Genomic DNA, 14,574 nt, shown 5'->3' with positions numbered 1-14,574 from the left:
AATTCTTAATATAACATACTATTTGTTGTTCTAATACATAAGTCATCATTTATTGGAATATTTAATTAGACGGATAGAAATGAGAAATATTATAATGTAAATGAATTTATAATAAATTTAAAAATATCATGGTGGAGGGATTTTATAATGGTAAAGGAAGTAAGTGTAAGAAAAATAAAAGAGGAAGCAGAAGAACTATATAGACAAGGAAAGTTTTTTTGTTCAGAAGCGGTTGTAAGCTCTATAAGGAACAACATAGATAAAGATATGCCAGAGGCTCTTGTAGCAGCAGCATCAGGATTTCCAATAGGAATAGGAAGATCAAAATGTACTTGTGGAGCAGTTACTGGTGCTATCTTAGCATTAGGATACTTTTTCGGAAGAACTGAAGGAGGAGATCCAAAAGTTAAACATACTTTAGATCTAGCTTATGAAGTGCAAGATAGTTTTAGAAAAAATCATAAATGCCTATGTTGTTCAGTACAAACAAAGGGAATGGATATGGGTTCAGGAGAACACAAAGAACAATGTATAAGATTTACTGGAGAAATGGCAGAAAAGGTAGCAGAAGTAATAATTAGAGAATTAAATATAAAAAACACTGACGAATTAGTGGGTGAGGCTAATGGTTAATTTTATAAAAAGAATACCTATACCTATAGCAGGACTTGCTTTAGCTTTATTAGCACTAGCAAATTTAGTAACATTTTTAAATCCAGTTATATTAGCAGCCTTCAGAATAATATCAGCAATACTCTTAGTGTTATTAACACTAAAAGTAATAATAGCTCCAAAGTTTGTGGCAGAAGATTTTAAAAATCCAGTTATCCTTAGTGTAGCACCAACGTATTCCATGGCATTTATGCTTTTAGGAGCTTATGTTAAAACTTTGGGACAAGATACATTAGCTGTTACCATATGGGCTTTAGGAATAATTATTCATATGGTGTTTATAGTAATGTACACCTTAAGATTTATAGTAAAATTTGATATAAAGAAAATATTTCCGAGTATATTTATAGTATATGTAGGAATAGGAACTGCAGGAATAACAGCTCCGGCTTTTAAAATGGCTTCTATAGGACAAACCTCTTTTTGGTTTGCTTTTATATCATTACTAATTCTATTGCCAGTAGTTACATATAGATTGATGAAAATAAAAGGGATTCCAGAGCCTGCTTCACCTACTTTTGCGATACTTGCTGCACCAGCAAGCCTTGTATTGGCAGCATATATGAAATCTTTTTCAGATAAGAACGTATATATGGTTGGCTTTTTAACTGTTTTATCCATTGTATTATATGGTGTGGTAATCGTAGCTATGATAAAGCTGCTTGCTTTAAAGTTTTATCCAAGTTTTTCATCGTTTACTTTTCCCATGGTAATAAGTGGTATAGCAACTGGTGGAGCATTCACATTTTTATCAAAGGCAGGTTATAACTTTAATTTTCTAAAGTATATACTAACAGCACAACAGATAATAGCATCTGTAATAGTGCTTTATGTACTTGTAAGATATGTGATGTTTTTATTTAAAGCACCACAGAAATCAGAAAAAGTTATTGCAAAATAAAATATTTTCATTAAAAAGCCTGGATGCTTTAATAGCTATTCAGGCTTTATTTTATATAAAAATTCTTATTTAATAATGTATAAGGTAAACTAAACTTTTACATTATTAAATAAGAAGGATTTAAATTTTATTGGGAAAATAGTAATATATAGGAAATTATGCTTGCGAAAATGTTGAATGGATTTGCTAAATATAATATAATTAAATTTGGCAGTTATATTGTTAATGTTAGGTAATCAGAATAGAGATTTAAATAAGTTAAATTTATATTGTATTAAAAGGGAGAGATAAGATGAGGATAGTTATATGTGATGATTTAAAAGAAGACCGTGAACATTTATCCTCTGCTTTGAAAGAGTATTTCTTTGAAAATGATATGAGCATGGAGCTTGATGCATTTGATAGTGGAGAAGCATTCCTAGAGAAAGCAGATTCGAAAAATTATGATTTGATTTTTTTAGATATATACATGAAAAGTTTAACTGGAGTAGATGTGGCAAGAAAGATTAGAGAAGATAATGCTAAAAGCCAAATTATTTTTACTACAACAAGTCTCGAACACGGTGCTGATTCTTATGAGGTAGATGCTTTTTACTATTTGGTAAAACCAATAGATAAACAAAAGTTTCAACAAGTATTAGACAAGTTTTGTGCTATGATGTTTAAGGTTAGGTCAATTGAAGTAAAAAGTGGACGAACTATGGTAAATATTTTCTTGGCAGATATAATTTATATTGAAGCCGTAGGAAAGAAGAGCAGAATACACACTAAAAGCGGGGAAAATATAGAGGTAAGTATGGGGATTTCAGAAATTTGGAGTATGCTTCCTAAAAATGATTTTTGTAAACCTATCCGCTATGCTATAGTATCTCTTTGGGAAGTAAAAAGCATGCCTAGTGATGAAATTTCTTTGAGCAATGGAGTAACGATTTCTGTTAGCAGAAATGAGAAAGAAACTGTAAGAAATGCATTTGCTGATTTTAAATGGAGAAAACTTCGTGGCAATATTTAGGAGGGGATAGATATGGATATATTTCCATCACTACTTTCAGCTTTAGCTCAGATACCTGGAATTATATTTAGATATATACCTTTTAAGGATAATATAGATAAAAAACAAAGAAGAATATTGTTTATTTTATATGGAATAATGATGATAGTTAATATAGTTATTTTTTATATTTCTCAGAGGATTTTTGGTTTGGATGTACTTTTTTATAAATTTTATTTTATAATGGGTGGATTAATGTATTTTGTTATAAATTGCTATGTCCTTCCTAAAAGACTTCCAGAGCATTTATTTGTATATTGGATGATAGCCATATACATTCTAACAATTCATTCTATAAGTGCTATTATACAAAATTTTTTTTCAGTAGAAACAGAAAATATAATTAGGCTCATTGCGCAGAATATTTTGTTTCTTATAATATCAGTAATTTCCTATCCTATTGTAAAAAAACTTATTGATATTACGATAAAACCATTTTTGCAATACAATAAGGGAGAATATTGGAAAACCTTATGGATTGTTCCAATGTTCATGTTTTGTGCTAGTTTTTTAATGTCAATAAACTATGTATGGATTCAAGACTGGCAACAGATAGCAAGTAGATTGTTTACGTGTTTAGCGATGATTTTTATATGTCAGGGTATTGCTTATGATTTTAAAGAAATGACAGAAAAAATTGCTATAAATGAAAAACTAAAGTTTAGTGAAGAACAAATAAGACTTCAAAAAAATTATTATGCAGCACTAACTAAAAGCATGGATGATGCTAAAAAATCAAGACATGACTTTAAGCATCATAAAGCTGCTATAGAGAGGTTTATACAGACAAATGATAAAAAAGGTCTTGTGGAATATTATAGTATTCTTGAACAAAACGTCAATGAATCTATGTTATATACAGGAAATGCAGCAGTAGATGGAGTTTTATATTATTACCAACAAATGGCTGAGAAAAATGGTATATATATGGATATTGCTTGTAAACTAAGTAATAATTTGAACATAAATGATTTTGACTTATGCTCTTTATTTGGAAACAGTGTTGAAAATGCTATAGAAGCCTGTAAGTATGTAAAAGGTGAAAAACATATAGGAATTAGGTCTCAAATAGATGGAAACCAACTTTTGATTGCTGTAGATAATACTTTTGATGGAAACTTAAAGAAAAAAGATGATGATTTTATTTCTAGAAAGAGAAATAATGAAGTTGGAGTGGGAATAAGTTCTATGAGAGATGTATGCGAAAAATATGATGGCTTTTGTAAATTTGAATCTAAGGGAGATATGTTCATGGCAAGTTTTATCCTGACTATTTAATTTTATTGATAATTTAATAGGTTAAATTGTTAAACGTATTAGTTAAGTTAATGCATTTCATTCCCTATGCATGCATTTGAGTATGTAATTTGCAAGTTTAAGTAATTTATATTGTATAATTTAAATGGAATAAAATACATGAAATTTTGCTTGAAGAAAAAGAGGTGAGAAAATGGTTGTTGCCATATGCAGTGAGGATGGAAAAGAACAAGGGAAGATTAGTGAGGTAGTATATAGTTTTTTTTCTGCATTTGATTTGATTCCTGAAATAATATCATTTACCGAAAAAGAAGAAATCACTAAACGGGTAACTAATCCATTTTATATCGCTATTGTAAGTTACAATGGTATGGAAGGATATAAAGTTTCTCAAAGTTTAAGAATGGCAGATCCAGATTGTAAGATTATCTGGGTAAGTGACGAAAAGAAATTAGGTTTCATGGGTTATGATATTAATCTTACTTATTTTCTAGAAAAACCGATAAATGAAGATAAGATGAACTTAGCGCTTCAAAGGTGCTTAAATAAAATAGTTGTCTGAATTGGAAAGTTAAAGCTTCTTTAGTAGAAAATAAAAATCTGCTGGAGAAGCTTTTTTTATATAAATTTATAAATAAATGAGTATATTTTCAAAAACAGTACCCAAATTATTTTTTTCTCTTGTATTACTATACAGGAAAAGGAAAGGGGATTCTAATTATGAGTACACAAAGGAGAGACTTAAAAACTCAGAAAGTATTATCTGTTTCACGTAGAGAACTGAAATATTTAATTTCTCTTACAGATCGTATTTATTTAATAGAAGCATTGGACAAGCTTCTGACTGCAGATGAGTATGGTGGCTATAATGGTTATACTGTACGTAGTGTTTATTTTGACAGCATTACTAATGAAGATTATAGTGATAAAAGAGAACATGCAGATGAAAAAAAGAGAATTCGTCTTCGAGTTTACAACCCAGACGATAAAAAGGTGAAGTTTGAACTTAAAAGAAAAAGTTTTGGCAGAGAGATTAAGGAGAGTTTAGTTATAACCCGTAATGATGCAATGAAGCTTTTAAATAGAAACTATAGAGTTCTTCTTAAATATGATGGACCTACAGCAAATTATGCTTATAATATTATGACAACACGATTGTATAGGCCTGTTTCAATGGTAGAGTATGATAGAAGAGCATATACTCATGAAAATTTTAATACTCGTATAACTCTAGACAATAACTTGAGATATTGTGATTTTTGCTACGACCTTTTTAGCCACAATTTAAATTTTAAGATGGCTATGCCAAAGGAGCAAACCATTTTAGAAATTAAATATGACCGTTTTCTATTCAAACAAATTCAAGATGCGCTATCTAAATGTGATTTAAACGGAAAACCACCAAGTAAATTTGGAACCTCAAGAAGTATCTTGAAAGAGTATTATTATTAAGGAGATGTATTAAGAAATGAGTAAATTTATTGAATTTTTTACTGGAAGCAGTTTGTCAAACCCATATATTGTTACTCCTATAGCTTTAATGTTTAGTTTAGCATTTACAATGATATTGTCAGGATTCATGCTTATCGTATATAAAAGGTGTCACAATTCTTTAACCTATAATAAAAATTTTAATGTAACACTTTTGATGTTATCTTTTATTTCAACAGTACTTTTGGCTTTAGTACAGAATAATCCATTGCTTTCTTTGGGGGTACTGGGTTCACTATCTATATGTAGAGTACGAACTAATACTAAAGATCCTAGAGATATTGGATTTATTTTTTGGGCACTTACGATAGGTATTTCTTCTGCAGTAGGAGCTTTTGCTATTGGCATTTTGAGTTCACTTACTTTAGGATGTGTCTTAATTGTATTTGATAGAACTGTGAAAAAGAAAAAATCATTGATGATGGTAGTACGTGGTGCAAAATCACAAATAGACAGTGTTCAAGAAATGCTTAGAAAAACTCCTGGAAGCATCATTCAAAGCAAAAATATTTTTATGGATTCCTTTGAACTTGTTTATGAACTTAGAGTAAAGCCTAAGGAAGAGGAGTTTATTATATCTATATTAAATGATATGGAAGGAATTCAAGGAGTTAATATATTAGCACCAGAGACGAAGGTAGCTTAGGGAGGAATTTAATTGAAGATGAGACGTTTAAAGAAAATGTTGTTTATTTTGATTATATCAATTATTACACTAGCTGGATGTGGGGAAGCTAAAACTGTAGAAAATGAAAAGAGTTCTATAAAAGATGGAGAAAAATTAACCTTATCTTTTATTAATATAGGTAAGGGAGATGCTTTTTTGATTGACGTACCAGGAGATGGCTATTACTTATGTGATACAGGAAAGGCTCAGGATTTTCCGCAGATTGCAAGACTATTAAAGGTAAAAGGTGTAGAAAAATTAAATGGAATCTTTTTATCTCATGGACACAAAGATCATGCAGGAGGTTTAGAAGCATTAGTAAAAGCTTTTAAAACAGAGAAAATATATATATCGGCCTTAGACACAGTATCTTATGAAAACATTGATGCCAGAGAAATTGCCAAGGAAAATGGTATAGATTTAGTGGAACTTAAAGGTGGAGAAAAACTGAGTTTAGGAAGTGCCAATGTGGAAGTTTGGATACCTAGTAAAATTGACAAGAAAAATGCTAATAATAATTCGGTAGTATTACGCATAACTTATGGAGATACAGCCTATCTTATGACTGGAGATATGGAGAAGGAAGAGGAAGCAAAGTTTTTAGCAAGTGGAGTAAATCTTCAAGCAGAAGTGTTAAAACTTGGACATCATGGAGAGGATGATGCTACAACAGTAAGTTTATTGCAAAAGGTTAAACCTAAATACGGAATTATATGTGGTAATATGGAAGAAAATCCTGATTCAATGAATCAAGAAATAGCTGAAAGATTGAAAAGTCACAGTGTTGAAGCTTACTATTCAGAAGGAGAGCAATTAGCTGTAGATTTTGTTTCTGACGGAACATCTATAAAAGTTGAAAATATAATTGATAAAAATACTAAATAGTGAGGTAATGATGATGAATGAACAATTTCAAATCAATATGGATCAATTGCTAAATACGATTACAACTAAGCCAGATACATCAGTAATTTTAATAAGTATGGGCACTGCACTGCTATTTGCATTTATAATGTGGGGAGCTTATAGAATTTCTCATACAGATTCAACTTACGAACCTAAATTTGGAATAACCCTAGTGACACTTGCGTTTGTTTCTACAATACTTATGGATTTAATTCAATCAAATTTAGCCTTATCATTAGGGATGCTCGGATCTCTTTCAATAGTTAGATTTCGTACAAACATTAAAGACCCAAGGGATATAGGCTTTATCTTTTGGAGTATGGCAATAGGTATTGCTGCAGCTACTCAAAGCTATGTAATAGGTATAATTGGAAGTATAATACTTGCAGTAGTAATGATATTCACTAAGAAAAGGGGAGAAGGAAATAATTCAATGCTTCTTGTAGTAAGAGGCAGTAATACAGATTTAGACAGCATTCAAACTATCATAGATAAAATTCAAGGTAACAGTTCTGTAAAAGCAAAAAATGTATTAGTGGATTCCTTTGAACTTGTCTACGAAGTAAGAATTCCTCAAAGAGAAGAAAACAATATGATTAATGAAATTTTTCAGCTTGGAGGAATAGATAGCGTTAATCTTTTGAATTCAGCTTCATAGGATTAGAAAACAATATTGACAAATTATAGAAGGTAAGATAATATATAAATATATTTTAATATAATATTATGCGTGTAACCGAGAGTGGCATTAGCTGAAAACAGTATTATTTATGATAATACTGCTTTCAGCTTTTTATTTTTCAAAAATAGTAAGAATATTTGAAATTATTGAATTGGTGCAGCCTTTTATTAAGTGGATTTATAATAGTTCAACTTTTAATATGAAGTTCATGGTGGCATAATTGAGGATTCGTTATGGTAGAAATCAAAATTTCGAATCTTTAATATATAACAATTATATTAATAAAGTAGTATAGAATTTTATACTACTTAAATAAAAGGGGGATGAATATGAACAAAGGACTTAAAAGGTTTTTAGCAAGCAACCTAGCTCTATCAGTAATATTTATTAATTTAAGGATTCCAGTATTTGCAAAAGAACATGTTTCTAATGATAATGTGGCATTAAATTCTACAGTGGTAGAGGGAACGAATGCTGAGAATGGAAGTACCTATGATAATGTAGTAGATGGAGATAAAAGTAATGAATTTAATGCTCGTTTATCATCTAATAGGAATACTAAACCTACAGTAATTTTAGATTTAGGATCAGAAAAGAAAATACAATTTTTACGTCTGTTTTTGGAAGATAGAAAAAACGTACAATATAAAAACAATGTTAAAAAGTATAGGATAACTTTCTCATTAGATAAAAACTTTGAAGAAAACGATTCTAGAGTTGAAAGAGAACTAAATACTGAAACTATCCGTGATGATGTAAAATTATCTAAGGCAGTAAATACTCGTTATATTAAGCTAGAAATAATTGAAACGCATAAGGATAATATGTGGGATAATGCAGGAATAGTTGAGCTTGAATTGTATAAAAATACTCTTAACCAATCTATAGGAGCGAATGCTAGTGGAGAAAATTCAGAAGGTCATGGTAATACTTATGATAAGGCTATAGATGGTGATTATGAAACACGTTTAGCCTCTACTCAAAATACAATGCCTATTTTAAAACTTGATTTAGGAAAAGAAAAGAATATTGATAATTTCCATTTATTTTTAGAAAAGCGTGGACAAGTGCCTCTTAACAACGTAAAGAAATATAAGGTGACAGTATCAAAAGATAATACTTTTGATGAATCAGACCCATCAATTACAAGAGAGTTGGACAATCAAACAACATATGATAGCACAGGTTTTGAAAAGCCAGTTTTAGGACAATATGTAAAATTAGAAGTTTTAGAAACCCATAAAGCAGCGTGGGATAATGGGGGAATAGTTGAATTTGAATTATATGATCATCCATTTACTGTAGTTACTTTGGATGAAGGGCCTACTATTGAGAGTGTACGTCCAGTATATAACGCAGAAACTAATAAAATAGTAGTAAGTGAGGTTCCAGGATACACAATAGAAAACAATGGTGCAGACTTTGAACAGATAGTAGATAATAATTTCAATGTACACAAACCATTGACGAGTAAAACAGTTAAAATATCATTAAAGATAACTAATAATAATACTAAAGAAGTAACTATTACAAATGATTTTGAAGTAGTAATTCCAGGGTTACATGAAGCAAATAAAGGAAATCAAAAGCCAGTTGTATCTCCAGAGTTAGCAGAATGGTATAGCAGTGATAATAAATTATTTACTACAAACGAAAATAGTAAAATTGTAGTAAATCCTGAATATAAGAATAACTTAGAATATGCTGCTAATGAGTTTAAGAAAGATTATGAAGATATGACAGGAAGAAAGATATCTATTAGCTATGATAAAGATAATGTAGGAGTAGGTGATTTCTATTTTACATTAGGAAGTGAAGATAATTTATTGGGTGATGAAGGATATAATATGGAGATCACTGATAAGGTTATAGTAGAAGCAAAACATAAAATAGGTGCTTATTGGTCAACGCGTTCAATTCTTCAAATATTAACTCAAAGCAAGAATAATAATACAATGCCTTGTGGAATAACAAGAGATTATCCTAAGTATAAAGTTCGTGGATTTGTATTAGACGTAGCTCGTAAACCTTTTTCTATGGATATGTTAAAAGACATTACTAAAAATATGGCATGGCACAAAATGAATGATTTCCAAGTTCACTTAAGTGATAATTATATTTGGCTAGAGGATTATGGAGTTGGAGAAACAGAAAATGAAGCTTTTAAAGCATATGATGCTTTCCGTTTAGAATCGAATGTAAAAAATAGTAAAAATGAATCGGCAACAGCAAAGGATTATGCTTATTCTAAAGAGGAATTTAAACAATTTATAAATGAATCAAGAAAAATTGGAGTAAATATAGTACCAGAAATTGATATTCCAGCTCATGCAAACTCGTTTACTAAGGTATTTCCAGAGATTATGGTGAAGAATAAAAGATCACCATTAGCAAACAATAGACCTTTAATTGATCACATAGATGTAAGTAAACCTGAATCAATTAAAAAGGTTAAAGAAATATTTGACGAATATACTAAAGGAGATAATCCAACCTTTGATAGTGAAACTGTAGTTCATATAGGGGCAGATGAGTTTTTAGCAAATTATAAAGCATATCGTAATTTTATTAATGAGTTCGTTCCTTATATAAAAAATACAAATCCAGTTCGTATGTGGGGCGGATTAACATGGATAAAAGATAATCCGGTTACAGAAATAAAGCCTGAAGCTATTGAAAATGTTCAAATGAATTTATGGTCTAGAGATTGGGCTGATGGAAAAGAAATGTATGACATGGGATATAAATTAATAAATACAATAGATTCTTATATGTATATGGTTCCAAATGGAAACGGTGGAAGAGGTGCTTATGGGGATTATCTAAATACAAATAGTCTATATAGTAATTTTGAACCGAATATAGTATCTACAAAATCAGGATGGAAGGCAATTCCTTCTGGAGACGATCAAGCATTAGGAGCTGCTTTTGCAATATGGAATGATAATATTGATAAGCGTGCTAGTGGATTGACTGAGTCTGATATGTATGAGCGTTTTCAGGATGCATTACCAATAGTTGCTGAAAAAACTTGGGCAAATGGTAAAGAGAAGGGAAGCTTAGAAAATTTACAGAATGCAAGCAAAAATGTGGGACTATCACCAAATACAAATCCATTGTTTAAAGAAAATTCTATAAATGATCAATATGCAAATTATACATTTGAGAAGAAAAATGAATTAGAAGATTCAAGTGAAAATAATCGTGATTTATCAAATTTAACTAATGCCTCATTTAAGACAGGAAAAACTTCCAATGCCATATCATTAGAAGGAAACAAAAGTTTTATTGAAATGCCATTAGATAAATTGGGAAAAGGAAATGAACTTTCATTTGATTTAAGATTAGAGGAAGCTGCACCAGGTCAAATTTTATTTGAAAGTGATAGTTCATATGGTACTCACGATATTCGTATAATGGAAAATGGAGTGTTAGGATTTACTAGAGAGTTGTATGATTATACATTTGATTATGTATTGCCAGTTAAAGAATGGGTTAATATAGCTATTAAGACTGAAAACCAAAATACTACTTTATATGTTAATGGTGAGATGGTTGCAAGTGCAAAAGGTAAATTCGTTCATAATAACATGATTAAGAAAAGCAATATTACAAATTCTACATTTGCATTATCATTAGAGAGAATTGGATCTATGACTAACTCTATAAAAGGTAAGATTGATAATATTATTATTAAAAAATCAGGGGAAGATAAAAATAAGATACCTAATAAAGAGATTTCTGTTACTGCATCATCTCAATATACAGGAGAAGGACCAGAAAATCTTTTAGATGGGAATAAAAATACTATATGGCATTCAAATTGGGCTGATAATAATGTTAAATTACCACAAGAATTAATATTTACATTTGAAAAACCTACGGAAATATCAAAATTATCATATATACCAAGACAAAATGGAACTGCAAATGGAAATATAATGGAATTTGACTTATATGCAACAGATGAAAATGGAAAAGAAACAAAAGTTTTAGATGCTAAAGCTTGGTCAGGAGACTCATCGACTAAGTTTGCCAAATTTGATGCAGTAAAAGCTAAGACAATTCGTATGGTTATTAATAAATCTAATGGAGATACAAAGAATAAGTTTGCTTCTGGGGCAGAGATGTCGTTCTATTCACCATCAGGGGATATTGATAGTGGTGTAAATAAAAAAGCATTGCAGGAAGCTATTGATAAAGCAAAGAATATAAATAGTGAAGATTATACAACCTCTTCATTTAATCAAGAAGTTTTAAATAATGCTATAAAGGCTGCTGAAGAATTAGTTAGCAAAGATAATATTGGTCAAGATGATATTGAAAATGCAATTAATGAATTGGAAAATATAATTAGTAAGTTTGTAAAACGTGGTAGTGTTGAGGAGCTGACTGAATACTTAAAGTCATGTGAAAGTGAAACATCAGAGAAGTATACAGAAGAATCATGGACTATATTTGAAAAAGCTTTAGAAAGAGCTAAAGACTTAATATCTTCTGACAATAGGGATTTAACTCAAGAGGATGTAGATTCAGTATTAGAAGCTTTAAAAGCAGCTAAAGAAGGATTAATTGAAAAAATGGAATCAGGTAAAGATGAAAAACCAGGTGAAACTGAAAAACCAACTAAAGGTGAAGATGTTCCTAGGACAGGAGATATAAATAATTTGGGATTGCTTGCTAGTATTTTTACAGCATCTGGATTAGGACTTGTTTTTTTAAGAAATAAGAGAAAAGAGTAACTAGAAATTAATAATATTTTAAAATTTCTCAAATATAAAGAAGAGTAAGGTGATAAAATGGATTTAAAAGAAATCATGCAGGAAAATGTATTTGTTGTAGTAGGTGACACTATCAAGGAAGAAAAATATGCATTTAAGATAAAAAATAAGCTTATTGACCATGGTTATACAGTATATGGAGTGGGAAAAGAGTTGAAATCTATAAATGAAGTTGATGATGATATAGATATAATTGACTTGTGTATTAATCCAATAAGAGGATTGGAGCTTATAAAAGAATGTAATAAAAACTACAAGTGTATAGTAATTCAGCCTGGTGCAGAAAGTGATGAGCTTATTGAATATATGAAAAGAAATAATATTCAATATATAGAAGGGTGTCTGTTAGTTGGATTAAGTTTATTTAGTAAAAATAAAAAGTGATTTTTGCAGGATGTAGAAAATTTATTTATAAAACCTTAAAATCTTTTCAAATTTAAAGATAAAAAATAAAGCCCCCTATGATATGTTAATTTATTATAGAAGGCTTTATTTTTGTTTTGTATTGAAATTAAAAAATTTTAAGCATATTTCAAATTATTTACTTTCTCCTAAAGCAAAGGCTTCAAAAAGTTTATTAAGTATGTCTTCTGCTATTAAGAATTGCTCTAGAGACAAATGATTAAGTCTTTCAGCCAATTCTTGAGAAGGATTATTAAATTGAGCTCCAAAAAGAATTTGGTCACTAGATACAGATAAAATACGGCATATTTTTTTTAATGATGAAAGTGATATACCAACAGTACCTCGTTCAACAGCCGATACATTTTTTGTACCCATTCCGATTAATTCAGCAAATCGTTCTTGAGTCAATCCAGCAGATTCTCGTGCTTCTTTTATTCTACTTCCAATTTCAACATTTAGAGATTTTTTATTTAACATGTCAACACCACCTATTAACATTAGTTTATGTAATGTTAGTATTGACTTAAACGTGCTAATAACATTATAATTTATAATGGAAATAACATTACATCATTAAAACAAGAATTAATAAAATTAAATAATAACATTATAATAGACTAAAAAGCTGCTCAGAAATTATCATAGTAGCTTTTTTTACTACCTTTTTTGATGACTAATTCAGAATTTAAAATTAAGTATTTTTATGTTTAATAACTTTAAGGAATGCTGAAAGTCCTAATTAACTTAGAAGTAAGGGGGAACTATGGATAAATTGAAAATCAATTTTACACAAAAAGAAGCAGAGAATCTTATAGAATGTGAGAAGAGAGAGAATGATATACTGCGTCTTGTTAATCCAATTACTCAACAGATATATTGCAATGATTATTATAAAAAGAGTGGTTCTATATGTAGTAAATTTTGGGGGCGTTGTAAAAGGTGTGAAAATTGCACTTCCCTCCGTGCACTACAGTCAAAAGGACGAGCATATAAAATTGAAATTCTAAATAATAAGACATATTTAGTGACATCTCGTTATTTAAAAATTGAAGGAAAACCTTATGTTATGGAAATTATAAATGATGTTACAAATAATCTTTTAATGGATAGCAACCAAAAAGATGAAATAGGAAAATTAATTCATAGTTATAATAATCTATTAATAACAGATTCTCTGACTGGAGTTTATAATAGACGTTTTTTAGATGAAAAATTTCTTCCATCATTAAAATGTTGTCATGATAAAAAAATAATTATTGGAGTTTGTGTTATGGATTTTGATGATTTTAAACTTGTAAACGATACTTATGGTCATCAGGCAGGAGACAAGCTACTTAAGGAGGCAGCTTGTTTTTGGAAGCAGAACTTTAATTCTCGAAAAAAAGATGAAGAGAGGTTAGTTATACGTTTTGGTGGAGATGAGATGCTTATTATTGTATGCGGAATGAGTTTACATAATTTTAAGATAGAAATTGAAGAATGTTACAGAAAAATGCACAAGATTTGCTACTATAATAATGACATACAAATTCCATTTAACATTTCATTCGGTATCGCATCAAGTGAAGAATTTGGGAATGATTGGACATGGGATAAGCTTTTTTTATATGCTGATAGACGTTTATATGAAGCTAAGGCTAAGAAAAACCTATAATATATAATTAATTTATTGACTATACGAACATGGGAAAATTAATTAGTGATACTATGAGTGGTATAGGAGAAAAAGAAGCTAAAGAGAAGTACCCTGAATTATTTAAA

General features: G+C 29.7%; 13 protein-coding genes. 12 read left to right on the top strand and 1 reads right to left on the bottom strand.

Annotated features, from left to right (window positions below):
* The first annotated feature begins 147 nt into the window (after positions 1-147).
* The 11 genes from KQH81_RS11550 to KQH81_RS11500 all read left to right on the top strand — a co-directional run bounded on the left by KQH81_RS11550 (position 148) and on the right by KQH81_RS11500 (position 12,792).
* Positions 148-633, top strand: coding sequence for a C-GCAxxG-C-C family (seleno)protein (locus tag KQH81_RS11550; protein ID WP_027638528.1), 486 nt, complete (start codon positions 148-150; stop codon positions 631-633).
* A complete protein-coding gene (locus KQH81_RS11545) occupies positions 626-1,573 on the top strand; it encodes a TDT family transporter (RefSeq protein ID WP_027638529.1) in 948 nt (315 codons plus the stop codon). The genes KQH81_RS11550 and KQH81_RS11545 overlap by 8 nt, the downstream gene beginning before the upstream one ends.
* Before the next feature lie 292 nt (positions 1,574-1,865).
* On the top strand, positions 1,866-2,585 hold the full coding sequence (locus KQH81_RS11540; RefSeq protein ID WP_027638530.1) for a LytR/AlgR family response regulator transcription factor: 720 nt from the start codon (positions 1,866-1,868) through the stop codon (positions 2,583-2,585).
* Between the two features lie 12 nt (positions 2,586-2,597).
* Entirely contained in the window at positions 2,598-3,902 is a 1,305-nt protein-coding gene (locus KQH81_RS11535) for a sensor histidine kinase (protein ID WP_027638531.1), read from the top strand.
* Between the two features lie 172 nt (positions 3,903-4,074).
* The gene (locus KQH81_RS11530; protein WP_027638532.1) at positions 4,075-4,443 is read left to right on the top strand and encodes a hypothetical protein; all 369 of its coding nucleotides are present in this window, start codon (positions 4,075-4,077) and stop codon (positions 4,441-4,443) included.
* A gap of 158 nt (positions 4,444-4,601) precedes the next feature.
* Positions 4,602-5,333, top strand: a complete 732-nt coding sequence (locus KQH81_RS11525) for a polyphosphate polymerase domain-containing protein (RefSeq protein WP_035770633.1) — start codon at positions 4,602-4,604, stop codon at positions 5,331-5,333.
* A 16-nt stretch (positions 5,334-5,349) separates the two neighbouring features.
* Positions 5,350-6,018 (top strand): DUF4956 domain-containing protein, encoded by a 669-nt coding sequence (locus KQH81_RS11520; RefSeq protein ID WP_081670239.1) that lies wholly within the window; start codon positions 5,350-5,352, stop codon positions 6,016-6,018.
* Positions 6,019-6,036: 18 nt separating this feature from the next.
* Complete coding sequence (locus KQH81_RS11515) at positions 6,037-6,924, top strand: ComEC/Rec2 family competence protein (protein ID WP_143081309.1); 888 nt, start codon at positions 6,037-6,039, stop codon at positions 6,922-6,924.
* A gap of 13 nt (positions 6,925-6,937) precedes the next feature.
* Complete coding sequence (locus tag KQH81_RS11510) at positions 6,938-7,603, top strand: DUF4956 domain-containing protein (RefSeq protein WP_027638536.1); 666 nt, start codon at positions 6,938-6,940, stop codon at positions 7,601-7,603.
* A 353-nt stretch (positions 7,604-7,956) separates the two neighbouring features.
* Positions 7,957-12,369, top strand: coding sequence for a discoidin domain-containing protein (locus KQH81_RS11505; protein WP_051196223.1), 4,413 nt, complete (start codon positions 7,957-7,959; stop codon positions 12,367-12,369).
* A 57-nt stretch (positions 12,370-12,426) separates the two neighbouring features.
* Positions 12,427-12,792, top strand: a complete 366-nt coding sequence (locus KQH81_RS11500; RefSeq protein ID WP_027638537.1) for a CoA-binding protein — start codon at positions 12,427-12,429, stop codon at positions 12,790-12,792.
* A gap of 153 nt (positions 12,793-12,945) precedes the next feature.
* On the opposite strand, the gene KQH81_RS11495 is transcribed toward KQH81_RS11500, so the two are convergent.
* Positions 12,946-13,290, bottom strand: a complete 345-nt coding sequence (locus KQH81_RS11495) for a helix-turn-helix domain-containing protein (protein ID WP_027638538.1) — start codon at positions 13,288-13,290, stop codon at positions 12,946-12,948.
* Between the two features lie 286 nt (positions 13,291-13,576).
* On the opposite strand from KQH81_RS11495, the gene KQH81_RS11490 reads away from it, so the two are divergent.
* Positions 13,577-14,467, top strand: a complete 891-nt coding sequence (locus tag KQH81_RS11490; protein WP_027638539.1) for a GGDEF domain-containing protein — start codon at positions 13,577-13,579, stop codon at positions 14,465-14,467.
* Positions 14,468-14,574 lie beyond the last annotated feature (107 nt).

Origin of the sequence: Clostridium cadaveris, assembly GCF_020911725.1 — a bacterium.
Taxonomy (GTDB): Bacteria; Bacillota; Clostridia; order Clostridiales; family Clostridiaceae; genus Clostridium_X; species Clostridium_X cadaveris.
The sequence above is the reverse complement of the archived record's forward strand: the minus strand, read 5'-3'. Positions and strand labels throughout refer to the sequence as shown.

Coding starts and splice junctions, on each gene's coding strand:
- KQH81_RS11550 (WP_027638528.1), top strand. CDS start 148: ATGGTAAAGGAAGTAAGTGTAAGAAAAATAAAAGAGGAAGCAGAAGAA.
- KQH81_RS11545 (WP_027638529.1), top strand. CDS start 626: ATGGTTAATTTTATAAAAAGAATACCTATACCTATAGCAGGACTTGCT.
- KQH81_RS11540 (WP_027638530.1), top strand. CDS start 1,866: ATGAGGATAGTTATATGTGATGATTTAAAAGAAGACCGTGAACATTTA.
- KQH81_RS11535 (WP_027638531.1), top strand. CDS start 2,598: ATGGATATATTTCCATCACTACTTTCAGCTTTAGCTCAGATACCTGGA.
- KQH81_RS11530 (WP_027638532.1), top strand. CDS start 4,075: ATGGTTGTTGCCATATGCAGTGAGGATGGAAAAGAACAAGGGAAGATT.
- KQH81_RS11525 (WP_035770633.1), top strand. CDS start 4,602: ATGAGTACACAAAGGAGAGACTTAAAAACTCAGAAAGTATTATCTGTT.
- KQH81_RS11520 (WP_081670239.1), top strand. CDS start 5,350: ATGAGTAAATTTATTGAATTTTTTACTGGAAGCAGTTTGTCAAACCCA.
- KQH81_RS11515 (WP_143081309.1), top strand. CDS start 6,037: ATGAGACGTTTAAAGAAAATGTTGTTTATTTTGATTATATCAATTATT.
- KQH81_RS11510 (WP_027638536.1), top strand. CDS start 6,938: ATGAATGAACAATTTCAAATCAATATGGATCAATTGCTAAATACGATT.
- KQH81_RS11505 (WP_051196223.1), top strand. CDS start 7,957: ATGAACAAAGGACTTAAAAGGTTTTTAGCAAGCAACCTAGCTCTATCA.
- KQH81_RS11500 (WP_027638537.1), top strand. CDS start 12,427: ATGGATTTAAAAGAAATCATGCAGGAAAATGTATTTGTTGTAGTAGGT.
- KQH81_RS11495 (WP_027638538.1), bottom strand. CDS start 13,290: ATGTTAAATAAAAAATCTCTAAATGTTGAAATTGGAAGTAGAATAAAA.
- KQH81_RS11490 (WP_027638539.1), top strand. CDS start 13,577: ATGGATAAATTGAAAATCAATTTTACACAAAAAGAAGCAGAGAATCTT.